This window comes from Bifidobacterium sp. MSK.13.1 (assembly GCF_019131435.1).
In the GTDB taxonomy this organism is placed as follows: Bacteria; Actinomycetota; Actinomycetes; order Actinomycetales; family Bifidobacteriaceae; genus Bifidobacterium; species Bifidobacterium pseudocatenulatum.
The window spans coordinates 1-25312 of sequence record NZ_JAHOMM010000008.1; the positions used below are offsets into that span (position 1 = coordinate 1).

At 55.8% G+C, this 25312-nt stretch carries 21 protein-coding genes; 9 read left to right on the forward strand and 12 right to left on the reverse strand.

Going from position 1 to position 25312, the window contains the following annotated elements:
* Nucleotides 1–53: 53 nt before the first annotated feature.
* The 5 genes from KSY55_RS07615 to KSY55_RS07635 all read right to left on the reverse strand — a co-directional run bounded on the left by KSY55_RS07615 (nucleotide 54) and on the right by KSY55_RS07635 (nucleotide 6463).
* Nucleotides 54–1037 (reverse strand): TerC family protein, encoded by a 984-nt coding sequence (locus tag KSY55_RS07615; protein ID WP_003835220.1) that lies wholly within the window; start codon nucleotides 1035–1037, stop codon nucleotides 54–56.
* A gap of 39 nt (nucleotides 1038–1076) precedes the next feature.
* Nucleotides 1077–3188 carry an excinuclease ABC subunit UvrB gene (gene uvrB / locus KSY55_RS07620; protein ID WP_034880628.1) on the reverse strand — a complete coding sequence of 704 codons (2112 nt, stop codon included), beginning with the start codon at nucleotides 3186–3188 and terminating at the stop codon, nucleotides 1077–1079.
* A 2-nt stretch (nucleotides 3189–3190) separates the two neighbouring features.
* Entirely contained in the window at nucleotides 3191–3823 is a 633-nt protein-coding gene (coaE, locus tag KSY55_RS07625) for a dephospho-CoA kinase (protein ID WP_226563043.1), read from the reverse strand.
* Between the two features lie 121 nt (nucleotides 3824–3944).
* Nucleotides 3945–5420 carry a 30S ribosomal protein S1 gene (rpsA, locus tag KSY55_RS07630; protein ID WP_004221589.1) on the reverse strand — a complete coding sequence of 492 codons (1476 nt, stop codon included), beginning with the start codon at nucleotides 5418–5420 and terminating at the stop codon, nucleotides 3945–3947.
* A 167-nt stretch (nucleotides 5421–5587) separates the two neighbouring features.
* On the reverse strand, nucleotides 5588–6463 hold the full coding sequence (locus KSY55_RS07635; protein ID WP_034880807.1) for a bifunctional methylenetetrahydrofolate dehydrogenase/methenyltetrahydrofolate cyclohydrolase: 876 nt from the start codon (nucleotides 6461–6463) through the stop codon (nucleotides 5588–5590).
* Between the two features lie 140 nt (nucleotides 6464–6603).
* Here KSY55_RS07635 and KSY55_RS07640 point away from each other — a divergent pair, with 140 nt between their 5' ends.
* The 3 genes from KSY55_RS07640 (at nucleotide 6604) to KSY55_RS07650 (ending at nucleotide 9621) form a co-directional block, all read left to right on the forward strand.
* Nucleotides 6604–7692 carry a metal ABC transporter solute-binding protein, Zn/Mn family gene (locus tag KSY55_RS07640; protein WP_126016182.1) on the forward strand — a complete coding sequence of 363 codons (1089 nt, stop codon included), beginning with the start codon at nucleotides 6604–6606 and terminating at the stop codon, nucleotides 7690–7692.
* 226 nt (nucleotides 7693–7918) lie between these two features.
* A complete protein-coding gene (locus KSY55_RS07645) occupies nucleotides 7919–8782 on the forward strand; it encodes an ABC transporter ATP-binding protein (protein ID WP_022245553.1) in 864 nt (287 codons plus the stop codon).
* A 2-nt stretch (nucleotides 8783–8784) separates the two neighbouring features.
* Nucleotides 8785–9621: a metal ABC transporter permease gene (locus KSY55_RS07650; protein WP_022245552.1), complete on the forward strand. Its 837-nt coding sequence runs from the start codon at nucleotides 8785–8787 to the stop codon at nucleotides 9619–9621.
* Between the two features lie 36 nt (nucleotides 9622–9657).
* Here the strand turns inward: KSY55_RS07650 and ispF are convergent, their stop codons facing one another.
* The gene (gene ispF / locus KSY55_RS07655; protein WP_004221578.1) at nucleotides 9658–10155 is read right to left on the reverse strand and encodes a 2-C-methyl-D-erythritol 2,4-cyclodiphosphate synthase; all 498 of its coding nucleotides are present in this window, start codon (nucleotides 10153–10155) and stop codon (nucleotides 9658–9660) included.
* Between the two features lie 8 nt (nucleotides 10156–10163).
* Nucleotides 10164–10760, reverse strand: coding sequence for a CarD family transcriptional regulator (locus tag KSY55_RS07660; RefSeq protein ID WP_004221576.1), 597 nt, complete (start codon nucleotides 10758–10760; stop codon nucleotides 10164–10166).
* Nucleotides 10761–10897: 137 nt separating this feature from the next.
* On the opposite strand from KSY55_RS07660, the gene glgB reads away from it, so the two are divergent.
* The 3 genes from glgB to KSY55_RS07675 are packed head-to-tail and all read left to right on the forward strand — an operon-like array spanning nucleotide 10898 to nucleotide 14993.
* A complete protein-coding gene (gene glgB / locus KSY55_RS07665) occupies nucleotides 10898–13153 on the forward strand; it encodes a 1,4-alpha-glucan branching protein GlgB (protein WP_004221574.1) in 2256 nt (751 codons plus the stop codon).
* A gap of 15 nt (nucleotides 13154–13168) precedes the next feature.
* Entirely contained in the window at nucleotides 13169–13897 is a 729-nt protein-coding gene (locus KSY55_RS07670) for a response regulator transcription factor (RefSeq protein ID WP_004221573.1), read from the forward strand.
* A 19-nt stretch (nucleotides 13898–13916) separates the two neighbouring features.
* A complete protein-coding gene (locus tag KSY55_RS07675; protein ID WP_033524001.1) occupies nucleotides 13917–14993 on the forward strand; it encodes a cell wall metabolism sensor histidine kinase WalK in 1077 nt (358 codons plus the stop codon).
* A 13-nt stretch (nucleotides 14994–15006) separates the two neighbouring features.
* Here KSY55_RS07675 and KSY55_RS07680 read toward each other — a convergent pair whose 3' ends face one another.
* Together KSY55_RS07680 and KSY55_RS07685 are read right to left on the reverse strand one after the other, a co-directional pair.
* Nucleotides 15007–15729 (reverse strand): ComF family protein, encoded by a 723-nt coding sequence (locus KSY55_RS07680; RefSeq protein WP_226555586.1) that lies wholly within the window; start codon nucleotides 15727–15729, stop codon nucleotides 15007–15009.
* Nucleotides 15730–15776: 47 nt separating this feature from the next.
* Nucleotides 15777–16583 carry an HAD-IIB family hydrolase gene (locus KSY55_RS07685; RefSeq protein ID WP_022245547.1) on the reverse strand — a complete coding sequence of 269 codons (807 nt, stop codon included), beginning with the start codon at nucleotides 16581–16583 and terminating at the stop codon, nucleotides 15777–15779.
* A gap of 78 nt (nucleotides 16584–16661) precedes the next feature.
* On the opposite strand from KSY55_RS07685, the gene KSY55_RS07690 reads away from it, so the two are divergent.
* Nucleotides 16662–17090: a metallopeptidase family protein gene (locus KSY55_RS07690; RefSeq protein WP_072043551.1), complete on the forward strand. Its 429-nt coding sequence runs from the start codon at nucleotides 16662–16664 to the stop codon at nucleotides 17088–17090.
* On the opposite strand, the gene KSY55_RS07695 is transcribed toward KSY55_RS07690, so the two are convergent.
* Genes KSY55_RS07695 through KSY55_RS07705 form a run of 3 tightly spaced genes read right to left on the reverse strand, consistent with a single transcriptional unit; the run spans nucleotide 17091 to nucleotide 22054 of the window.
* Nucleotides 17091–18623, reverse strand: coding sequence for a DUF5719 family protein (locus KSY55_RS07695; protein ID WP_022245545.1), 1533 nt, complete (start codon nucleotides 18621–18623; stop codon nucleotides 17091–17093).
* Nucleotides 18620–21721 (reverse strand): glycosyltransferase family 2 protein, encoded by a 3102-nt coding sequence (locus tag KSY55_RS07700; RefSeq protein ID WP_004221558.1) that lies wholly within the window; start codon nucleotides 21719–21721, stop codon nucleotides 18620–18622. The genes KSY55_RS07695 and KSY55_RS07700 overlap by 4 nt, the downstream gene beginning before the upstream one ends.
* A gap of 33 nt (nucleotides 21722–21754) precedes the next feature.
* A complete protein-coding gene (locus tag KSY55_RS07705) occupies nucleotides 21755–22054 on the reverse strand; it encodes a WhiB family transcriptional regulator (RefSeq protein ID WP_004221555.1) in 300 nt (99 codons plus the stop codon).
* Between the two features lie 392 nt (nucleotides 22055–22446).
* Between KSY55_RS07705 and KSY55_RS07710 the strand changes: the two genes are divergently transcribed.
* Nucleotides 22447–23748, forward strand: a complete 1302-nt coding sequence (locus KSY55_RS07710; RefSeq protein ID WP_226557286.1) for an LCP family protein — start codon at nucleotides 22447–22449, stop codon at nucleotides 23746–23748.
* A 72-nt stretch (nucleotides 23749–23820) separates the two neighbouring features.
* The gene (locus KSY55_RS07715; RefSeq protein ID WP_195506842.1) at nucleotides 23821–25251 is read left to right on the forward strand and encodes an LCP family protein; all 1431 of its coding nucleotides are present in this window, start codon (nucleotides 23821–23823) and stop codon (nucleotides 25249–25251) included.
* The last annotated feature ends 61 nt before the right edge of the window (nucleotides 25252–25312 follow it).

Below are 25312 nucleotides of genomic sequence, written 5' to 3' on the forward strand. Positions count from 1 at the left end.
CACATTTTTTTGATAAAAAGAAACCGCATGTTTCCATGCGGTTTCTCAAATCGTCACTTTTCCTTTGCTTCGATGGCACGCATCTTCAGTACGCTGGCCAATGCGGCACCACCAATCGCCACAACGATCACCGCCAAAGACAGCCATGTAGGCACTTCAGGCACCCAAGCGATCGGTTGACCGCCGTTGATGAACGGCAACGAATTGCCGTGCAATGCCTCCATAATGAGCTTGACTCCAATGAAGCCCAGCACCACGGAAAGTCCAAGAGGCAGATACACCAGCTTGTCGAGCAGCTCGCCAAGCAGGAAGTACAGCTGCTGCAAGCCGAGCAATGCGAACACATTGGACGTGAACACAATGAACGGATCCTTCGTCAAACCGAAAATCGCAGGAATGGAGTCAAAGGCAAACATCACATCGGTGGTGCCGATGGTCAGAAAGACGATCAGCATCGGAGTCCAATACTTGGCACCGTTTTTGACGGTACGCAACTTTTCTCCGTCATACTCATCGGTGATCTTGATCACCTTGCGCAATGCACGAATCAAGCCATTCTCATGATATTCCTCATCTTCGTCTCCCCCAGTGACCAACTTGATGGCGGTGACGATAAGAAATGCGCCGAACAGGAAGAACACCCAGGTGAAGCGGGAGATAATGGCCGCGCCGATGAGGATGAACACGCCGCGCAACACCAATGCGATCGTGATGCCGATGGACAGCACGAATTTCTGCAGCTGTTTTGGCACCGCAAAATTCGACATAATGATGACGAAGACGAATAGATTGTCAATACTCAGCGAATATTCCGTAAGCCAGCCCGAATAAAATTCGATGGCCGGCTTCGATCCCGCGAAGAACCACATAAGCCCGCCGAAGATCAACGCCATGACTACAAAGAACGCGATATGCTGCACGCATTCCTTGGTGGAGGGCACATGGGGCTTACGTCCGATGATAAACAAGTCAACCACGAAGAAGACGGCAAGCACCGCGAACGTGGCGATTTCAAAAACAAGTGGTGTTTCAGCCATAATCCACTATGGTACGGATGCCGTATGACCGGTCGAGAACTATTTGCTCGCCTCCGTCATCTGCCGAAGTTCCTTTTTCAGGTCACGGATCTCGTCACGCAAACGAGCCGCAAGCTCGAATTGCAGTTGTTCGGCGGCGGCATGCATCTGCTCGGACAGTTGTCGAATGAGATCAGCTAGATCCTGCGCGGGCAATCCGGCCTTGAGAATCTCCTCATGCCGTCTGTCAGATTCCTCCTTGCTGGTAGCAGGCACGCCAAGATGCGAGTTGCCGGCTTTGCCTTCATTACGGTAGCCGGTACCGAGCAACGTCTGCGTATCGACATCTTCCTTGGCGAGCATGTCGTTGACGTCGCTGATTTTCTTGATTAACGGCTTCGGATCGATGCCATGCTCTTTGTTATATGCGATTTGGATGTCGCGGCGACGATTGGTTTCATCAATGGCTTTATGCATGGCATCGGTAATGTCATCGGCATACATGATGACGGTTCCGGACACATTTCTCGCGGCACGACCAATCGTCTGGATGAGGGAACGATAGGAACGCAGGAAACCTTCCTTGTCCGCGTCAAGGATCGCAACCAACGATACTTCCGGCAAATCAAGACCCTCACGCAATAGGTTGATGCCGACGATGACATCGATCTTGCCTTCGCGCAGTTCGCGCAGCAATTCGACACGTCGCAGGGTGTCCACATCGGAGTGCAGGTATTCGACTTTGATGCCACGCTCCAGAAGATAATCCGTCAGATCCTCAGCCATCTTCTTAGTGAGCGTGGTGACGAGCGCACGCTCGTTTCTATTCACACGGTCCTTGATCTCCGCAAGCAGATCATCGATCTGCCCGTCAACCGGGCGCACATCGATTTGCGGATCGACCAATCCTGTCGGTCGAATAATCTGTTCGACCACACCGTCACTCAAGCCAAGCTCATAATCGCCAGGAGTGGCGGAAAGGTAGACCGTCTGGCCGACGCGCTCAAGGAATTCCGGCCATTTGAGCGGTCGGTTGTCCATCGCCGAAGGCAGACGGAAGCCATGTTCGACCAACGTGCGTTTGCGACTGGCATCGCCTTCGTACATGGCGCCGATCTGCGGCACGGTAACATGCGATTCGTCAATGACGAGTAGGAAATCGTCAGGGAAGAAATCCAATAACGTATGCGGCGGCGTGCCCGGCTCACGGCCATCGAAATGTCTTGAGTAGTTTTCCACTCCGGAACATACGCCGACCTGGGAAAGCATCTCCAAATCGTATGTGGTACGCATGGTAAGACGCTGCGCCTCAAGTTCCTTGCCTTGTTTGCGCAATTCGGCGGTACGTTGATCAAGTTCCTGCTGAATGGTAGACAACGCTCGCTCCATACGTTGCGGCCCTGCCACATAGTGCGATGCGGGGAAAATATGGACTTGCGATTGACGCCCGATCACATCTCCGGTAAGTGGATGCAGGGTTGAAATACGGTCGATTTCATCACCGAAGAATTCAATACGGATGGCCAGTTCCTCATATACGGGAATGATTTCGACGGTATCGCCGCGCACACGGAAAGTACCTCTGGTGAAGGCGATATCGTTGCGCTTGTACTGCATGGCGACGAAAGTACGCAGCAAGTCATCACGGTCGATCTGCTGGCCTTCCTCGAGAAACAGCATACGCCCGGCATATTCTTCCGGCGTACCAAGGCCGTAAATACAGGAAACCGTTGCCACGACCACGCAATCACGACGCGTCAGCAGGTTCGCCGTGGCCGCATGGCGAAGCCGTTCCACGTCGTCATTGATGTTGGAATCCTTTTCGATATACGTATCTGTTTGCGGAATATAGGCTTCCGGCTGGTAGTAGTCGTAGTACGAAACGAAATAGCTCACCGCATTGTCTGGCATGAGTTCACGGAACTCGGCGCACAGCTGCGCTGCCAACGTTTTATTCGGTTCGATGATCAACGTCGGACGTTGCAGACGTTCAATAAGCCATGCCGTGGTGGCGGTTTTGCCAGTTCCGGTGGCGCCCATGAGCACCACATCGTTCTCACCGTTTTCAATGCGTTCCGCAAGCTCTTCAATCGCTTTAGGCTGGTCGCCGCTCGGCTTATATGGCGATTTGACCACAAACGGCTTGTTCGTGCGTTCAATATTGAATCCCATACCTACCTCGCTTCCGTGCGCCATTGTTGCATTAGCATATCAATATGCTCGAACATTTGTTCCAATGACTGTGTGGAATCGATGATCTCATCGGCAATGGCAAGACGCTGTTCCACGCTGGATTGATGGTTCACACGATTCCATGCCTGGCTTTCGCTCATGCCTCGCGTTGACATCATTCTGCTGACCCTCACCTGTTCAGGCGCTTCAACAGTTACGATATGGTCGAATTCAAAAGGAATGCTGTCAATTACTTCGGCGAGTAACGGTATGTCATGCACCACTACTGCTTGGCAATCAACTTCAACAGCCTCATGTTCGAGTTGCACTGCAAGTTCATAAATCAGTGGATGCTCGATTCCGTCCAGCATCTTGCGTTTTCGTTCCGCATCAGCGCCGGAAAACACATGCTCTGCCATCCACGCTCGATTGAGCTCGCCTCGATCGGTCAAAGCATCGGAGCCGAAACATTCCACTATACGCTGAAGGCCGATGCTGCCTGGTTCCACCACTTGACGCGCAAGCAGATCATAATCGACAAGTACTGCACCAAGCTCACGCAGTCTTGCGGATACCGTGCTTTTGCCAGCCGCTATGCCGCCGGTCAATCCTATTCGAATCACCACAACCGCCATTGTAATGCGCTTCGCATGCGCGCTTGCCATGCACATACGAAAAGACCCCGAACCTGAATCAGGAACGGGGTCTTTTCTAAAATCTAGCCTGAGCTGGATTGGATCCTAGCTCAGGATACAATCACTTGCCGAGCAGCTGGTCGCGCAGAGCGGCGAGCTGGTCGGAGTCGGCGAGGGTGCCGGCGGAAGTGTTCTCGGAGGAGTAGTTGGAAGACACCTCTTCGACCTTCTCTTCCTTCGGAGCCTGGCCATCTTCAGCGGCGGAAGCTTCAGCGTTCTCGAGCTCCTTGGCCACAAATTCCTTATGCTGCTCCCACAGATCGTGAGCGGTGGCGTACTGGGACTCCCACTCCTCACGCTGCTTCTCGTAACCAGCGATCCACTCGTTGGTTGCCGGGTCGAAGCCTTCCGGATACTTGTAGTTGCCCTGCTCGTCGTACTCTGCCGGCATGCCGTACAGAGCCGGATCGAAGTCCTCGGAAGCCGGATCGACGGAGTCGTTGGCCTGCTTGAGGGACAGGGAGATGCGGCGACGATCGAGATCAACGTCAATCACCTTGACGAAGACTTCTTCGCCCGGCTTGACGACGGTCTCCGGGTTCTCCACGTGGCGGTTGGCCAGCTCGGAGATGTGCACGAGGCCTTCGATGCCGTCTTCGACGGAGATGAAGACACCGAACTGGACGATCTTGGTGACCTTGCCCTTGACGATCTGGCCAGGAACGTGGGTGCGAGCGAAGCGCTGCCACGGATCTTCCTGGGTAGCCTTGAGGGACAGGGAGATGCGCTCACGATCGAGGTCAACGTCGAGCACCTCGACGGTAACCTTGTCGCCGACCTTGACAACCTCGGACGGGTGGTCGATGTGCTTCCAAGACAGCTCGGAAACGTGGATCAGGCCGTCAACGCCGCCCAGATCAACGAATGCACCGAAGTTGACGATGGAGGACACGACGCCTTCGCGAATCTGGCCCTTCTTGAGCTGGGACAGGAAGGTTTCGCGCACTTCGGACTGGGTCTCTTCGAGGTACTGACGACGGGAGAGCACCACATTGTTGCGGTTCTTGTCGAGCTCGAGGATCTTGGCCTTGATGGTCTGGCCAATGTACGGGGACAGGTCGCGGACGCGACGCATTTCGACCAAGGATGCCGGCAGGAAGCCGCGCAGACCGATGTCGACGATGAGGCCACCCTTGACAGCTTCGATGACGGTGCCTTCGACAACGCCATCGGCTTCCTTAATCTTCTCGATGTCTCCCCAAGCGCGCTCGTACTGTGCACGCTTCTTGGACAGAATCAGACGGCCTTCCTTGTCTTCCTTAGTGACGACAAGGGCCTCAATGGTGTCGCCGACCTCGACGACTTCGTCCGGATCAACGTCCTTCTTGATGGAAAGCTCACGGGAGGGGATGACACCCTCAGTCTTGTAGCCGATGTCGAGCAGGACCTCGTCGTGATCGACCTTGACGACGGTACCTTCGACCAGATCACCATCATCGAAGTTCTTGATGGTGGAATCGACTGCCTTGATGAAGTCCTCTTCGGTGCCGATGTCGTTGATGGCGACCTTGGCGACTTCGTTATTGTTCTCTGCCATTAATTTGGTTTCTTACAAATAGTGGGTGGATAAAATCGGTCTTCAATTATGTGCGTGCGATATAACACACGCAAGGCGTAAGTTTACATGGGACCATGCACAAAAAAGGCGTGCCGCAACCCGCGACACGCCCGAAATTACTTCATATTTTCACACACAGAGCGCAATTACAGCTGACGCTCGGCCATCTCGACCACGTTTTCCAGCAGCATGGCGCGGGTCATAGGGCCTACACCGCCTGGATTCGGCGTGTATGCCAAGGCCTTCTCATAACAGGCTTTATCGACATCGCCCTTCACGCGATAACGGCCGACCTCCTCGTCGAACACGCGAGAAACACCGACATCGACCAACACCGCGCCTTCCTTGATATCTTCCGGCTTGACGAAACCGGCGGAGCCCATGGCCGCAACGATGATATCGGCCTCACGCATATGCTTGCGCACGTCCTTGGTGCCGGTATGGCACAGCGTGACCGTGGCATTCACCGCCTTGCGAGTCAGCATGAGACCAATAGTGCGGCCGATGGTGATGCCTCGGCCGAGCACGCAGACCTCTTTGCCGTCCAGGTCAATGTCGTAGGCTTTGAGCAGTTCGATCACGCCTCGCGGAGTGCATGGCAGCGGAGTAGTGATCTCGCCGCGCGCATGCAACACGAGTTCGCCAAGATTATATGGGTGCATACCATCGGCGTCTTTCTTGGGGTCGATCAGATCGATGATGGCGTTCTCGTCGATGCCCTTCGGCAACGGCAACTGCACGATGTAGCCGGTGCAGGCAGGATCGGCGTTAAGCTCCTGTACGACTTCGGCGATTTGTTCGAATGTTGCGTCGGCAGGCAACTCCTTCTTAATGGAGTTCACACCGATTTCAGCGCAATCGGCATGCTTTCCGGCAACATATTTGACGGATCCGGCATCGGAACCAACCAGGATAGTTCCAAGACCGGGGTTAACCCCCTGCTCTTTCAGCGCTGCGACTCGCTCGGCGAGATTCGCTTTGATCTGCGCGGACACCATCTTTCCATCGATTTTCACCGCCATGCCGGCCACTCCCCTTTTCGTTGTCTCATTGTTGTATTGGCATTTGCATGTATCGTAGGCTATCTTGGTTTCAGTCGTAAGTCGCACACGTATTTATGAGATGAACACGATTAGGGCGGTTCAGGAAGAGGGCAATCGACATGCGCTTGCACAAACGTTCTTTGTTACGCGCTTTCGCTGCGGGAATCGCGCTTTGCGTGGCGTTCGGCACGGCAGCATGTTCCGGAGGGTCAACTTCGCAGGAGAATGACGCCTCCGCCGACTCCGAAACCCCAACCGAACAGATCACTCCAATCGAAGTGGTCGCCTCGGTCAATCAATGGGGTTCTCTTGCCGAGCAGATCGGTGGCGTCCATGTGAAGGTCACGTCGGTTCTCTCTTCAACCGATGTCAATGCGCATGATTTCGAGCCGAAAACCGACGATATCGACAAACTTCAGCAGGCACAGGTCGTAGTGTCCAATGGTGCCGGCTATGACACTTGGGCCACCAAGAACCTCAGTAAGACCATGGTTTCCGTTTCCGCAGCACAAATGGTGGGCGCCGTCGAGGGAGACAATCCGCATTTATGGTTCTCCAGTGACGCCCGAAACGCCATGGCCAAGGAATTGGCCGACACATATAGCCGCATCATGCCCGCGCAAAAGAAATATTTCAACAACAAACTCACCGCGTGGAACAGGCGGGAGAAGAAAATAGAAAAGGACATGAAGGCGTTCAGCGACTCGCATAAGAACGTCTCCTACGCCGCCACCGAACCGGTGGCCTACTATCTGCTCAGCGACATGGGGTTCACCGACAACACGCCGGAGGGGTATCTGCAATCGTCCAGCACGAATTCCGAGCCAACCCCCACCGATCTTCAGGAATTTCAGGAATTGCTGGAAAAGCATAAAGTCGAGGTGCTGATCAACGACACACAATCCACAAGCGACGCCACGAACACGCTGACCGGCATTGCTTACAAATCCGACGTTCCCGTGCTTGATGTCAGCGAACAGATGCCCTCCGATTACACCAGCCTGACATCGTGGATCCGCGCTCTTATCCTGTCGTTGACCGATATGTTCGATGAACAATTCGATGCTGACGATCAGGATGCAACAAGTTCCGACAGCACGTCGGAAAACGCGGATTCCTTGGAATCAACCGCAGATTCCTCGACGCAAGACAACGATCAGACAACGAACGGATCGAACGATGCGCCGCAACCAAATCCGGTGAAATGATTGTTCGGCAAAAGCGATTGCCGAACAATCGATCGGTAATCGCTTTTGCCAAGACCATCCTGCGTCCAACTGAATGCGGGATGGTCTTTTTTGTTTGCCTGACGTTTTGCTTTTTACGCAAAGCCTCTCGTCTGATCGTTACGACGGTTTCAACGACAATCCTTATTGAGAATGATTGTCAACACTATTTGCGAGTATGTACGTGCATTCAAATCAAGGAGAAGCCATGCACGACGAGACACCTGCCTGCATTGAATTCGACGACGCCTGCGTCAAACGAGGCGGTCACGTCATCTGGCAACACGGCACGTTCAGCATTCCGCAAGGCTCGGTAACCGCAATCGTCGGTACCAACGGCGCGGGCAAAACCACCATGATGAAGGCCGAGCTGGGATTGATTCCAACCGCGCACGGCAGCATCAAGGTACTCGGACAGCCTGCAGGCTCCGCAAACCGGCGCATCGGCTACGTGCCGCAAAGCTACGCATCCGACATCGAATCGAACATCACCGCGGAACAGTCGGTGCTTCTCGGCTTGACGGGAACTCGATTCGGCATTCATCCCGTCACCAAAACACTTCGCGAGAAAGCCCGCAAGGCCATGGACTTCGTCGAGTTACAAGACAAAGCGAATTATCGCCTATCCGAACTTTCGGGCGGACTGCGCCAAAGGGTCGCCATCGCGCAGGCGCTCGTGGATGACCCGAAACTGCTGATGCTGGACGAGCCTCTCGCCAACCTTGATCTGGCGAGTCAACGCGCCACTGTGCACGTACTCGCCAAACTCAACCGCGAACTCGGCATGACCATCCAAGTGGTGGCGCACGACCTTAATATGCTTCTGCCCATCCTCACTGGAGCCGTCTATCTGCTTGACGGACATCCACACTATGCAGGCATGAACGAGGTGCTGGATTCCCATCTACTCACGCATTTATATGGCACGACCGTACAGGTGGTCACCACTCCGCAAGGAGATATGTTCGTGACGCCAAGCGAGGACGAGTCTGAAAACATGAGCATCGATGCGCATGCTCCAGAAGAAATCGCGCAATTTCACCATCACAGCCACACCACGCAGGAGGACTGAGCATGGACGGTACCGTATTCGCTTTCGACCCGGATTGGGTTTCCACGCTCAACGCCCCATTCATGACGAACGCGTTTCTCGCCGGCCTGTGCATCGCATTGGCAGCCGGCGTGATGGGTTATTTCACCATCGCCAGACATTCCACATTCGCAGCCCACGCCTTGGCACATATCGGACTGCCAGGTGCCACCGGAGCCGTATTGCTCGGCCTGCCTGTTTCCGCAGGTCTTGGCGTGTTCGCTCTCGGCGGAGCACTGGTGATCGGCGCGCTTGGCAAGAAGGCTTCACAGCGTGAGATCGCCACTGGAACCGTACTCGCTTTCGCCACCGGCCTTGGTCTCTTTTTCGCACGCATGTCAAGCTCGGCTTCGCAGCAGATGCAGTCGATTCTGTTCGGCTCGATTCTGACGATCACCGACGGTCAGATCATTGGTTTCGCGATTTTCGACGTGCTGCTTTTGGCTGTTCTGGCAGTGATCTACCGCCCGCTATTGTTCAGTTCGCTTGACGAGCAGGTGGCACAGGCAAAAGGCGTGCCCGTCGGTTTCATGAACATTTGCTTTATGACAATTATGGCCGGCGTCATTACCATTGCCGTTCCCGCAGTCGGCACATTGCTGATCTTCGCGTTGGTGATCACCCCCGCCGCCACCGCCAACATCATCGCCCGCTCACCATTCAAGGCGATGGTCGTCGCCACGGTGATCTGCCTGATTTCGATTTGGGGAGGGCTCGTGATTTCCGCCATGTTCCCCGCTCCCCCGAGCTTCATCATCGTGACAATTTCGACGTTGTTTTGGGCGGTTGCGAAGGCTATTGAATCCTTCAAAAGAAAGTAGCAGAAAGAAGTATCGGAAAGCCGTCAGCGGGCGAAATCAGACTGCCTGACGAGTCGATGGATCAACAGGTTCCACCAAAGCATCGGCAATCGCGGCGACGCCTTCGCCCGAACCAGTGAATCCCATGCCATCCGTTGTGGTGGCGGTCATGGACACCTCACAACCTATGGCTTCAGACAACGCTCGTTCGGCTTCTTCCCTGTGTTTTCCGATTTTCGGCCGATTGGCGATCACGACCACGCTGGCACTCACTGGCTTCATACCACGTTCGTTCAGATAATCGACCGTGGTCCGCAACATTTCGGCGCCATGCTTGCCCGCGCCATCGGACTGCGAGCCGACACCGAACAAGGTGCCGATATCACCAAGACCGGCCGCGGAAAGCAATGCGTCAATCAACGCATGAGCGGCGACATCGCCATCCGAATCGCCCTCGATGCCATCGCCCTCCCAACGCAAACAGGCAAGCCATAACGGCTTGCCTGCATCGTGAGATGCGAATCGATGAGCGTCAAAACCCTGACCGATACGCATGAAACGCCTTACCTCTTCTTGGACTTCTTGCTTTCGGCCTCAACTCGGGCCAGCGTATCCATGGCAGCCTCCTCGGGAGCCTCGGTATGATGCTCCTCATCGCCGGGCTGGGCCGGCTCATACCCAAGGTTCACGTCCAGCAAACGCTGGGCCTCGGCTTCATCAAGGTGTTCGGACAGCGAAATCTCGGAAGTCAGAATGCTACGGGCCTTGGTAAGCATGCGCTTCTCACCAGCCGACAGACCATGTTCGTCAACATCACGCTGCGCAAGGTCACGCACCACTTCCGCAATTTTATTGACATCGCCGGTGGCGATCTTCTCGACATTCAGCTTGTAGCGACGAGACCAGTTCATCTCCTTCTCAATGATCGGAGTGCGCAGAATCTCGAACACCTTGGCCACTTCGTTGGCGTCGACGATATCTCGCACACCAACCTTTTTGGCATTATCAACAGGAACGTTGATGACCAGACCGTCAGACGAAAGCACCGACAGCTGCAGATATTCGCGGGTGATTCCCTTGACTGTCCGTTCGGTGATGGCCTCCACCTTCGCAGCGCCGTGACGTGGATAGACGACCATGTCGCCGACCTTGTAACCCATGAATCCTCCGTGAAAAGCTTACACAAAACCCGAATTATTGTGCCATCAGGGGTGGACTTGGCCAAAAACACTTGAAAAACGGAAAAATAGGCGCGACACGGGCCACTTTTCTTCCGTTTCATGCTTACACTTTTGCCATGGCTACAGAATCCAAGATCAATGAAGATGTCGTTGCTGTTCCTGTTCCCCAGGGCACACTGGATGCAGTAAGCAACGGTACGTTCTACAATCCTCACGAGGTGCTCGGCGGGCACCTCGGTTCCGGCAAGCATGCGGATGTCGTCACGATCCGAGTCTTGCGTCCGTTGGCAAAATCCGTGACGATTATCACTGAACAAGGTCAAACGCTCGCAATCCATGAATACAATGGCGTCTTCATGGCACTCGTTCCCGCCGCCGCAGCAGAAGAGGGGTACGGCGTGCCAGATTACCGTATTCGCACGGAGTATGAAGACGGTTCCGTTGTGGTGTCTGACGATCCCTATCGTTATCTGCCGACCATCGGCGAGATGGACATGTATCTATTCGGCGAAGGCCGTCACGAGCGCCTGTGGGAGGCACTTGGCGCACATGTGCTCCGCTATGACGATCCGATGGGTTCTTCTGAAGGCGTAGATGGCGAGCAGGTGGTTGGCACCGCGTTCACCGTATGGGCGCCAAACGCGCATGCCGTGCGTGTGGTCGGCGATTTCAATGGCTGGAACGGACGTACCCACGCCATGCGCGAACTTGGTTCTTCCGGCATTTGGGAACTGTTCATCCCAGGCATTGAGGCCGGCGAAATCTACAAGTATGAAATCCTCAACGCCAATAACGAATGGACCATGAAGGCCGATCCGATGGAGCGCTCCCACGAGATTCCGCCGCGCACCGGATCCATCGTGGTCGAATCCACCCATGAATGGGATGATGCCGATTGGATGGCCGAACGCGCGGCCAGCGACCCGCATAACGGACCGGTCAGCATCTATGAGGTGAACGCCTCCAGCTGGCGCAAGGACGTGAACGACTACCGTGAGCTTGCCGACAAGCTGGTTCCCTACGTGCAGAAGGAAGGCTTCACGCACGTGGAGTTCATGCCGTTGGCGGAACATCCGTTCGCAGGATCCTGGGGTTATCAGGTGACCGGCTACTACGCGATCGATTCGCGTTTGGGTGGCCCCGACGATTTCAAGTATCTTGTTGAGAAATTGCACGAGGCCGGCATCGGTGTGATCATGGATTGGGTTCCGGCCCACTTCCCGAAGGATGCGTTCGCACTGGGCCGCTTCGACGGCACGCCGTTGTATGAGGATCCGGATCCGACTCGTGGCGAGCACCCGGATTGGGGCACGTACGTGTTCAATTTCGGACGTCGCGAGGTCCGTAACTTCCTGGTGGCCAACGCCTGCTTCTGGCTGGATGAGTTCCATATCGACGCGCTTCGTGTGGACGCGGTCTCCTCGATGCTGTACCTGGACTACAGCCGTGAGGCCGGCCAGTGGCATCCGAACATCTACGGCGGCCGCGAGAATCTCGAAGCCATCGACTTCCTCAAGGAAGCCAACGCCACGGCATACAAGAACAATCCGGGCATCATGATGATCGCCGAGGAATCCACGGCTTACCCAGGCATCACCGCGCCGACCGACGCCGGTGGTTTGGGATTCGGCCTCAAGTGGAACATGGGTTGGATGCACGACACCCTGCAGTATCTGCATGAGGAGCCGATTAACCGCAAGTGGCACCACAACGAGATCACGTTCTCCATGGTGTACGCCTATTCGGAGCATTATGTGCTGCCGATCAGCCACGATGAGGTTGTGTACGGCAAGGGATCCATGTTCGGCAAGATGCCGGGCAATGATTGGCAGAAGTATGCCGGTGTCCGCGCGCTGTTCGCCTACCAGTGGGCCCACCCGGGCAAGAACCTCACCTTCATGGGCAATGAGATCGCCCAGTACGGCGAGTGGGATCATGATGGTTCCGTGGATTGGGCCGCGCTTGAATGGCCGGACCACCAGGGTGTGCAAAAGCTTGTCGCGGATTTGAACACGCTGTACAAGGCTTCCCCTGCACTTTGGAGCCAAGACTTCGACCCGGCCGGCTTCCAGTGGCTCACCAGCGATGACGCCGATCACAACACGCTCAGCTTCGTGCGTATCGGCAAGGACGGAGAGCAAATGGTGGTTGTGGTGAACTTCTCCGGCGAGGCATGGACCGACTATCAGGTACCGCTCACCAAGGGCGGCAAATGGACCGAAGTGCTGACCACGGATGATGAGATCTACGGCGGTTCCGGCATTCACAATGGCACGGTCGAAGCGATCGAAGGCGAATACCATTCACGTGATTGGTCCGCGAAAATCACCGTTCCGGCACTGGGCGCAGTATTCTTGAAGCCGGAACTCTGAGAAAGGCGGAAAGCTATGCTCAACTCATCAGCACAACCCACAACGGCTCCACGCACCGTTCTGGTGGTCGAAGACGAGCCGACACTGGCCACTGCCATCGCGCAGCGCATCACAGCGGAAGGCTGGACGGCGCGCGTGGCATCCGACGGCGCCAGTGCGGTTCAGGCCGCGACTACGTTGCGTCCGGATCTGGTCATCATGGACATCATGTTGCCCGTGATGGATGGTCTTGAGGCCACGAAACGCATCGTGGCGGAGCGCCCTGTGCCAGTGCTGATCCTGACGGCACGAGACGACGAGGCCGATAAGGTCATCGGCCTCGGTGCCGGAGCCGATGACTACATGACCAAGCCGTTCTCCATGCGCGAACTCATCGCCCGTTGCAAGGCGTTGCTGCGCCGTGTAGATCGTGCCAAGGTCATCGCCAAAAACTCCGAAAACGAGAAGCTTCTCGATTTCGGCTCCTTGGTCATCGATCCCGCGCAACGTATCGTCACCGTCAATGGCAAGCAGGTGCACCTGACCCCTACGGAATTCGATTTGCTGGCCACGCTTGCCCGCAAGCCGAAGTCCGTGCTCACTCGCGAGAAACTGCTCGAGGAAGTGTGGGATTGGGTGGATGCTTCCGGCACCCGCACCGTCGATTCGCACGTCAAGGCATTGCGCCATAAGCTCGGTTCGAAGACCATTCGTACCGTGCATGGCGTCGGTTACGCGTTCGAACCGCCAGAAGTCCAAGACTAATGCGCTAAAATTCGGTGGTATGCGTACTACCGATACAAAACCAGGGCGTTCGGTGAATCCATTGGAAACCGAACGTCCTATTGGTTTGTTCTCATCGCTCAAAATTGAATTGAGCGTTCTGATCACCATCTCCACCGCCATTGCGTTCATCATGGCGTGGTTCCTGCTCAAAGTAGGGCTCAGCGTATGGATCGCCATGCCCATTACCCTCGCCGTGGCTTTAGGAATCACATATTTCTTCTCCAGAGGACTCACCTCTCCCCTGCGCCAAATGCGCGACGCCGCCGAAGCGATGGCGGAAGGCGATTACACCGTGCGCGTCCATGTCGACTCCAATAGTCGCGATGAAGTCGGCCAGCTCGCCCTCACCTTCAACGAAATGGCGGAAGAGCTTCAGCATGCCGACCAGATGCGCCGGGACATGGTAGCCAACGTAAGCCACGAATTACGCACGCCCGTATCAGCGCTTCAAGCCATGGTCGAAAACATGGCGGATGGCGTGATCGATCCTACGCCATCAAATCTGGAAAGCATCCTCAATCAGACGCACCGCCTGTCCGATCTGATCGCGTTCCTTCTTGATCTTTCCCGCATGGAAGCCGGCGCGGCAAGCCTGCAAATCGAAATGTTCAATTTCGCCGATTTTCTTGACGAAACCGTGGAACCTTTGGAAATCGCCGATGCCGGGCATGCGCATGACATCGAAATGCATGTGCCCGACGATATCGAGATGGCAGGCGATCAGGACCGCCTGCGCCAACTGTTCACCAATATCATCGCGAACGCGCTCAAGCATTCCGCGGACAATACCACGGTGCTTATCGAAGCACACGAAAACAAGGATTTCGGCACCATCGTCACCAATGTCGTCAATTTCGGATCGCAGATTCCGCAAGAGGCGCGTTCCGACATTTTCCGCCGTTTCGTCAAAGGAAAAACAGGTCCGGGCACCGAATCGGGCGGAACCGGCTTGGGATTGTCCATCGCACGTTGGGCCGCCCAGTTGCACGGTGGTTCGGTGAGGGTCGTCGATGACCCGCGTGGAGCCGATTTTGAAATCATTCTGCCGAAATACCATGTTACGGATGACGAATAGAGGATTTCTCACGTCACTGCACTTGCGTGCGTGACCATGCTTGCGTTGGGCCAACCTTCTGCGTTCCCGCCGGAGTGTGAGCCAAAGCAAGCACGGTCACGACCGTGGCACCCTCCTTCCGCATCGTTTCGACGCAACTGCGCATGGTCGCACCGGTCGTGACAATATCATCCACCAGAATCACCATCGTATTACGCAAGGAAACCGAAGGACACACCGAAACATGCCCCTTCAAACGTTGCGACCGTTGCGCCGCACCGCTGGTCTGCACTGATTTCCCTTTGACCCCCCTGTTCTCCAACGCGTCACGCACCGTCACCTCGCAACCTGTTTCCTCCCGTAGAAAACCTGCCAGATGTTTGGCGATCGGCATCATATGTTTACGTCCGCGACGACGTATTGAAGCGGGAGACGAAGGCGCGGGAACCACAACAACATCATGGCATGAACCATGCCTATCACGAACGAAGTCAATAACGCCAGACGCTTTTGCAAGGGCGCATATCGCATCGGCGAACGCACGGTCACATTCCTCGTCGCCGTGATCCTTCCACGCGAGAACCGCCCTTCTGACCGTGCCACGGTACCATCCGCATGCGAACCAGCGTTGCATCGCCACACCGTCAAACGACTGTGCGGTCGGCTGGGAAAACAATGCCCTGCAAGCTTCGCATAGCACTTCATCCGGTTTGTCGCACCCGGCGCAGCCCCGGGGAAACAGCAGATTAACCACCATCGAGCATGCCCTCGCCATTGAGTTCATGCGAAACCTCCCAACAGGTTCTATCGCGATAGACTGGCGATGATTCCACCGCACAATTTCACGGTATCGTTCGGACAGGTAACCTTCACCGCCCTGGTGCCTGCCTTTGCCGCGGGATAATCGTTACCATCCGGATCCATACGGTCTCCCACAAAAACAATCTGCGCCACCGTAATGCCGAGAATATCGGCCAATTCTCGAACAGCGAACGACTTGTCGACGTTTTTTTCGGAGATATCGACGCTGCTGGCGCCGCCCGGCCGTACCTCCAAATGCGGTAGATCGGCGGCAACCGCTCGTGCCAGACGATTCTTCTTCTCGTTGGTTGGATCCCACGCCTCCTTGGCTTCGATGGGCGCAAGCTGCCCTAATGCGGAGAATGTGATCTGGCTGCCACGATCCTCGATACGTTCACCCCAAACGTGCGTGAGCCATATACCCTGTTCGCGCGCATTGCGTTCCAACGATTCGTAAGCTTTCGCACGATCATCCGCGCTGAGGTCATGGGCGAAGACCGGCGCCCAATCCGATCCGCCCCAACGGTAATATCGGGTGCCGCTGGTCGGCATAAGATGCAGATGCGACCGATTGGCTTGACCTGTCAACCGTTCCACCACCTGACTTTTCAGCAATGCATACTTGCCACCGGTGATCACCGCGACATCAATCAACGATGTCAATGCGGAGAAGCATTCGGCCATGTCGTCCTTCATTGGCTTTTTCGACCTTGCCAACGTGTTGTCGAGATCGAAGGCGATAAGGCGTACTCCATTGCACAATTCCTCGATATCCACGTCGTTCCAACAGGGCACGGAAATATCCGTCATGATCGTTTCCTCCTGTGTCGATGCAATGAACAATATGCTATCGCATGATTCGCGCAAGGCCCTGATATGGTAGAAGCCATGTATCAATTGCCTTGGGAATCAACAGTGTATAGAAACCGTCATGGTCGTGGGACCCGCACTCCCATGTTCGGTACCAGACTTCCACGTTATCGTACAAGAAGCGGTATGTTCGACGACATGCTGGTGGCTCAGATCCGTAGGCTCAACGATGCATGGCCCGAACTGGTGGCACCGGTACAGTTTGCGGTCGAGGATGTTCCGCCATCCGACCCGGCACCTTGGGAGGCCACTGCGCACTTGGGCTCGCAGTCTTTCCCCGCGGAACATGGCATTCCGCCGCGCGTCGTGCTGTACCGTATGCCTTTGCAATCGCATGCGCGAAGCCGTATGGACCTGCAATTCGCCATCCGCGACGAAGTGGTGTTGCGCTTGGCGGAACTGTATGGACGCCGTCCCGAAGAGATCGACCCCGATTGGGGTATGTGATCAACGCACGACGGTCATGTTCTGGTTGGCCAGCACCTGCTCGCGGGCTTCCTTCAGATCCGTTGCGCCGATAATCGACACTCCGGCCAGTTTCGCATCCGATACGTCTTTTTGGCTGATACGGATGTTCCACACCATTGATTGGTCCGGATCGGCAAAGCTTACGGCGGCAACGTCTCCATCGTTGATATCCGCCAGATCAACCGTTGTCGAAGCGCCGGATTGGAGAGCAATCTCGCGCTGGTCAACAGTATCTCCGACACTGTTATAGGACGTCAATGTTGCCGTGCGCTCATCGCCCGATATGTTGGTGATGCCCACTTGAGCCGTGGCATGGTCGGGCACGGCCATGGCGGAAACGCTCATCGGCACTGAAGCGTTGACCAAGGCGAAATCAGCCTGGTCATCATCGCCATCATTGGTGATCTTCGCGGCGACGGATACCGGCTCGCTGGCGCTGATGGTAAGTCCGGTCGCCGACTTGGGAACCGAACCCAGGTCGATGACCGAAACGCGATTCGATTCGAGCGTCTGCTGATTGGTTTTCTTCAGACCTTGGTCATCCGTCCAAGATACGGTGACGTCGGCCTGCCGAGACGGATACACATACAGGTTGACGGCATCGCCTTCCGTGAGTCCGTCAATCGCCAATGTTTTTGCGGCAACAGTATTGGGAACCGCATAATCCGATCCTTTTGCAACCAGACCATCCATGGCTATGGTGCGCACCACGGCCGCAACGGGCGTGTCCACGCTGGACACGGTAACGTACAAAGCATCCTGCCCGGAAGCTGCTGCGGCAAGGTTCAGCACAGATTCCTTGCCCGCGCCAACCGTCAACGTCGAACCGGTAGACAATGCCAAAGCACCCGACTTGTCGGATCCCCAAACCTTGATGTTCACCGACGTGGCCTTAGCCGACGGATTGGCCACGACCAGCTGCTGGGTCATGCCTGTTTTGGTGCCCGACACCATCAGCGACTGCTTCAAAGCCGGAGCGACGCAGGAAGCAGCGGAAACGCCTTTCAAATCTCCCTCAGTAGCCCAAGACATCACCGAAGAGGCCGCTCCCGTTCCATCGGAAGCCGACAGCAATCGGGTATTCTGCAATTGGGCTCCGTCATCGACCGTGCCGGACGCCATGAAAATATCATCATCCGATCCGGCATCATCCTTGTTCAACACCAATGACGAAGTGGCTTCATCAGCTCCGAGAAGCCCTACGGAAGAGCGGAACACCGAACCGAAGGACGCATAACGCGCCGACGACATGATATTGCCGTTGGACGCTTGATATTCGCTGTCTCCATACGCATCAGTATCAGCTATCGTCATTCGTGCTGGACAATATGTTTCCAGCTGACGCGGACTGACGGTACGGGATACGGATGAACGCTGCGTTACCGGCGAATCCGCATGAATCCAAGTCGGGCGGTAGATTACGGCCACGGTCGCCAGTGCGACAATGACCAACACCGACACTATGGCCAGAATTACACGCCAAACCGTTTTGGAACGGGAATGTTTGCTCATGCTTCCTCCTGACCGTGACGCCTCATGCGCGGAAGCGCAACCAAGCAATACGCTGCGAGAACAATACCCATGCACCACAGCCATGCCTGACGCCACACACTCGATTCAGCCTGTCGATATCCCTTGCGGTCGATATGCTGCTTGGCCGTATCTTGGATGGTGAGACGATAGTATGTTCCCGCATCAGTGCTTACGACATTCTGCGTGCCATCGGAAGCGCTGATATTGGAACTCAACTGATCGGTTATCTCCTTTTGCGCCTTGTCTTCGCCGGAGCGCACCACATAGATGCCTCCGAATCCCAACTCGCTCAAATCGGCGACGGCGTCGGAATCAGCATTCGACAACAGCTGCGCGCAATCCTTGGCGATGGCCTTGTTCGCATCATCGGAACGTCCGAACGCCACTTCGACACGCTGTGCCGGAGAGCTGTCGATCAAATCACCTCGGCGGGTGCGCATCACATTGTAGCTGATGGAACCGGCACTATCCGCGCGTACTGCGAGCACACGCCTCGCCTCATCCTGCGCAAGATAGTCGGAAGCAACAATCGGCAAACCGGAATCACTGGTCGAAACCGTGTTATGGTCTCTGGCGACATAATCAAAACCGGCACTCGCCACAACCGACGCCGCAATCAGCATGACCAGCACGATTCGTGCCGCACGCCCGGCAATAATGCCAGTAGAAGCGCCATTCCTCTCAACTTCGACATCGCCGGTGGGCCTCTGCCACAGCATGACGAAACGTTGCACCGCACCGCCTGCGACCATGCACACGCAAGACAGCAGTCCCATCATCGTGAATGAAACGCCGGGAAGCACGGAACCGGCCACGGCGCCATCCGCATCGACCGCAACCACAACCGCGGCGGAAAGCAGCGACGTGGCAAGACCCGCGATCGCCACGACCCACATCATACGCGACACGCGAAGCACGAATGGCAGGAACAGCGATACCGCGGCAAGAAGCACAATCAATGCCAACATCGCAGCAGCCACATACTGCCAAATCTCGCCGGATACGGCAACGCCGAACGCACGGGAAACAATATCCGAAAGATTTGCGATCATCGGATGCCCATCATGCGCAGACGACGGCAATATCACACTGCCAAAAATCTGACGCCACGTACCTGCTCCTGCGAAACGTACCGTGTTGACCAATGTGGGCGCGCATACGGAAGCGGCCGGCAGCGGAATCAGCAGCAGCGTCGTTCTATGGGAGCGTACAAGCATCAGGAACACAAGGAACGACAACATCAGCGGCAGCAGCAATTGCGGTTCGGCCGCGACGACGGGAATAAAGCACAATGCCGCAAGCGCCGCGGCCTGCACGGAAGCCTGCGGATTGACCAGATCTTCCGTACGGTACATGCCTACGGCTCGGAAAGAAAACGCGAAGGCCGCAGGAAGAAACACCATGACCGTCATCATCGTCACGTCGGCATCGCTGTACACGTTCATCGACAATGCGATGGCGAACCATGCCAACGCGATCACGCAACGCACCGTGTCGGACCGAGTAAAGATTCCAGCCAAAGCCCAGAACGACAGCACCATCAAAGGAGCGGACAAGAAGAACACCACGGCGACTGCGGTCGCAACATGGCCAGCCGTGAATACGGAAACCACCATGAGCACCAGCAGCCAAGGCGCGCTCGGGGCGCTGATTCCCGTTCCCGCGGTATACGCCCACGACGTGGTGGCGGCATGCACCAACTGGCTGAAACTGGCATCGGTCGGCAGCAACGTTTGAGAATATATCGACGCGCCGGAGAATACGCTCCGAAGCACATTCCAATATAGGAAGACGATCCATGCGAAGGCGATCACCGCCGATGCGATGGCAAGCCCCCACCTGCGCATGAGCCTTTTACGCAGATGCGCCTTGGCAAGAGGGCTGAGGATCACAGTGCCACGCTGGTCAAGAAACGCACGCTTGCGATCGTTCCATTGGCCGATCTGCTGACGAGTCGTCTGCAATGCGGCCAATGCCTTCAAGGAGACCCTACTCTGCTCACGCAATCGGGCACGGGCCCTCCATGCGCCCGGCAAGTGGAGCAACGAACGCCAAGGCAGGGCCAATTCGCAACAGGCATGGTATGGCTGTTTGCGCGTCAGGCACAGCACGGCCAGTCCCAACGCCTTCAGTATCGACCAGATCCACAGCAGCGGCCACCAAGAACGATGCACGTCCGTATACGCGTATTTCGTATTCGCCTCGCGTACCGCAAGGTACGGATCGACGCGGCCTTCCTCATCTTCAACAGGTTGGCCGTTTTTGGAACGCACGCCTTCAAATCTTGCCCTCCTATGGGCGATTCGCGCCTGCGGGACCACCACCACACGGCCACCGCCCAGGCAGATGCGCCTGCACAGGTCCGTGGATTCGGCGAACGTGCCGAACCATGGATCGGCACCCTTCCAAGTACGCAAGGTGGCCAATGGAACCAGCGCGCCGGAAAGCGACACAGCCAACACATCCTGCCGGCCATCATACTGTTCCTGATCCGGCTCACCGTCCACCACCAGAGACGTGACATTGTGGTGCCCCGCATACAAACCGACGTTATGCAGGCTTTCCGCCTGCCAATCCAACTGTTTCGCGCCAAGCAAAGACGCAGTCGGCGTGTTTTTCCAAGCATCGAGCAACACCTCAAGGCATGACTCATCGGCCGGCCTGGAATCGTCATGCAATGTCCACAGAGCACCGACCCGGTCGTCAAGATCGATCTGTTGCATTGCACGAGCCACGGCATTCATGAATGAAGAGGCACCCTTCACTCCTACGAGAATGACACGTATGGTCTTGCTTTCGGGAACTTCCGTAAGCACACCGGCAGGCGACGGGATAACGCTAAACGTCATCTGCATAGGCTGCTCAACCTGATTGGTGCAATCCGCAACGATAATAGTGCCTGGAAGCACACGCTGTGCGAGCACCGCGGCAAAAGTGGATGAGAAAAAACGTAGATCGCTTTGCGCGGTAATCACCGCAGCCACGGATGAATCGGCATCCTGCCGATGGGAGTACGGCCTGCTGTTGAGCAGATCGGTCACAATTCCCTGGATATCGCTGCTGGCGTTAGAATTCATAATTTCAAGTGTACGCACAGGGTGTGCCGTGCGTTATGCCCGTTCCTTGTGTTCCTTCTTATACCGACGGCGCTCACGTTCGCTCATGCCACCCCAAATGCCGAAACGCTCATCATGCTCGATGGCCCATTTCAGGCATTGCTCACGAACCTCGCACTGGGCGCACACTCGCTTGGCATCCCTGGTTGATCCGCCCTTTTCAGGAAAGAACGCCTCCGGATCAGTCTGAGAACATAACGCCCTATGCTGCCAGGAAACATCATCATCGCTTTTGAACAGACCCCACAGTTCCGCAAGCGGATTATCGGAGGACTCGTCGATCACGCCCCACATGCGTCCTCCCCTGCTATACGTATGCGCACTTTTAGTCGTGTTAAATTACACACATGCAATTTCTTTTTGTCAAGTTTTCCGCCGTGTCAATCACTATAATTCGAGAAAAATATGGTACATGGTACCTCCAAGAACGACGGGGGCCTGAAGCAGAATCCGTGAAAATCGGGGAACATCTCTATAATCCCATGACAGAGTAGTGGTATGTTCTAGAACGCGTTGAGATATGGCGTGATCTTTTGTATAAACAGGAAGGCGATACCGTGACCACATCACCAGCCGGCGATAAGCTTCCTAACGTCAATGGACTGCGAGACGCAAAGCCGCGTCACAGCCTTGGCTATCGAGTGCAGCATCGTGCGAGGACGATAGTCGCTTCGGTCATCGCGGCGATGCTGGTGTTCTCGGGAACCGCAGCGGCCGCAACATGGCTGGATGTGAATGGCATCATCAAAGACCATTCGGTCGAAATCATCGGACAAGGCTCACTTGACGCCAACACCTCGATCATCGATCCCAACTCCGGCAAACCCATCGAATTCGTACTCATCGGGCAGGATTCCCGCGATGGCGAAGAGAACCAGTCCGTCGGAGGCAACTTCGACGACGTGGTAGGCAACCATCAGGCCGACACCACAATGGTGGCGCAGATTTCCGCGGACCGCACCAAAATCAATCTCGTTTCCATTCCGCGCGACTCCCTAGTGGACATACCGCAGTGCGAAACGACCAACGGCACGATTCCCGCGCAATACAATGTGATGTTCAACTCAATTTTCGCGAACGCATACCAGACCGGCGGCGATCTCGCTTCAGCCGCAAGCTGCACCCTGAATGCAGTGAACAGCCTCACCGGACTGAACATTCAAAACTTCATCGTCGTGGATTTCGCAGGACTGGTCAAAATGATCAATGCCGTAGGCGGAGTCGACCTGTGCATCCCACAGGACGTCGACGACCCCTACACCAGCCTGCAACTCACCAAGGGCCTGCACCATCTGGACGGACACCAGGCAACGCAGTACGCACGAACCCGCCATGGTCTGGGAGACGGATCCGACACATCACGAACAACCAGACAGCAATACCTCATCAAACAGTTGATGAACGAAGCGCTCAGCAAGAACCTCTTTACTGACACCGCACAGCTCTACCAGCTAGCGAAATCAGCCTTGCAATCACTCTATATCTCGCAAGGCATGGCCGATACCGCAGCGCTTGCAGGTCTTGCCATGAGCCTCAAGGATTTCAATCTGTCCAACCTGTATTCGCAGACCGTTCCTGTAGTATCCGCGCCGTCGGACCCGAATCGTTCGGTCTGGACCGATGAGGCGGAGACGCTATGGGAGAAGATGCGCGCGGACAAGCCGATTTATGGTTCCGACGAATCCGACGCGAACACGGATGCCAATACCGCAGGCAATTCCGACGGTTCTTCCGATAATTCGACGGATGGCACTGACAATACGGATAATACGGGCACTGACAACACGGGTTCCCAGGAAGCCGCACAGACGCCTGATCCGGTCACTGGTCTGATCACGCAAGCCGATGGCACGCTTATCGATCCGAACACCGGTGGCACCGTCGATCCGGAAGATGGCTCCATCCATGACGCTCTTACCGGGCAGTACATCGGACTTGCCGATCGTTACCTCAACGCGACAGTTTGTGCCGTTCCCGCAAAGAACTAGACCGCTTTCACCGAATCCGTTCCTACACGATGTAAATGGTGTAGGAACGGATTTCTTTTTGGAGGATATTGTATGAGTGAAGAGAACGGCGGCAAGGACCCCATGCCCGCACCACCGAGCTTCATCCCGTCTGCAGGACGGAAGAAGACGGAATCACAGCCTCACAAATCCACAATTCCTTCTCAATCCGGCTCTCCGTCAATTCCGAGTTTTTCGCCTGCCGCACAGCCAGCGCGCTCAAGTGCCCCGCACGCCAGCAGGCGTACAGCGCAACCATCATCCGTAACTCCATCCGGTTCCAGCGCTCCACAGAGTTTCCGTCCTGCCGCAAACTCCACCAGCAGACCACGTAAGTCGGCATCATCGTCTCCTGCATCGTTTGCTCCTGCTTCAGCTCCGAACAATCACCGTGCGTCTCAGCAGGTACGAGGATCCTCCTCCATACCCACTGGCATGCCACGAACAACGCGACAGAACACGCCCAGACAACCTTTGTCCGGCAATAGCACAACAGGATACCAATCCACTGCGAAAGCCGTGCTCCCCCACAGAAAACGACATATGGGGCGGGTCATTCTCGCGTTTTTCCTTGCTGTGATTCTCGCCTTGGGACTGTCGATATTCTCCGCATGGAATTGGGTGGATGGACAGCTCAACAAACAGTCTTGGTTGACGAACAAAGCCGATACCGCTGGCGAAAGCTGGCTGATCCTCGGTTCCGACGAACGCGAAGGCACCATTGGCGATGCGGGAGACGTGACCGGTTTCAGAACAGACACCATTCTGGTACTCACCAAACCGAAATCCGGACCTTCCTCACTGATTTCCATTCCGCGTGATTCCTTGGTGGAAATCGACCAGAGTTACATGAAAATCAACGCCGTCGCCCAACTGTACAACGGCAAACAACTGGTTAACGAAGTCGAAGACATCACCGGGCAAAAAATCAACCACGTGGCAATGGTGCAATTCGGGGGTCTGGTCAAAGTGGTCGACGCTTTAGGAGGCGTCGAATTGTGCTACGACCAGGATGTAAGCGATCCGTACTCCCAGTTGAACTGGACTGCCGGTTGTCATACTGCCGACGGCACCACCGCGCTTGCGTTTTCTCGTATGCGTTACGCGGACGCGCAAGGCGATTTCGGTCGTGCAGCCCGTCAACGTCAGGTCATCAACGCCATAGTGAAAAAGGGCGCGTCCAAGGATACGCTGCTGAACTTCGGCAAGGTCAAAAAAGTTGCGGAGGCTGCGTTGGGCTCCGTAACCGTGGATGAAAAGGCTTCGACCTCATCGCTGATGCGCATGGCTTTGGCGTTCAAAAGCGCTTCTGGGGATCAAGGCATTTCAGGAAGCGTTTATTGGACCGATCCCGACTACTACGTTGATGGTGTCGGCTCAAGCGTGCTCTTGGACGAGGGTAAGAACCTCGAACTGTTCTCCGAATTGGCTAAGGGGACCCATCGGGCTGGCACTGTAGGCACGCTCGCCGAACAGCAAAGCTGAGGGTTGTGGTCAGGATGTGGATAACCATATCCTCCGACCACAACCCTGATTCTCGCTTGCG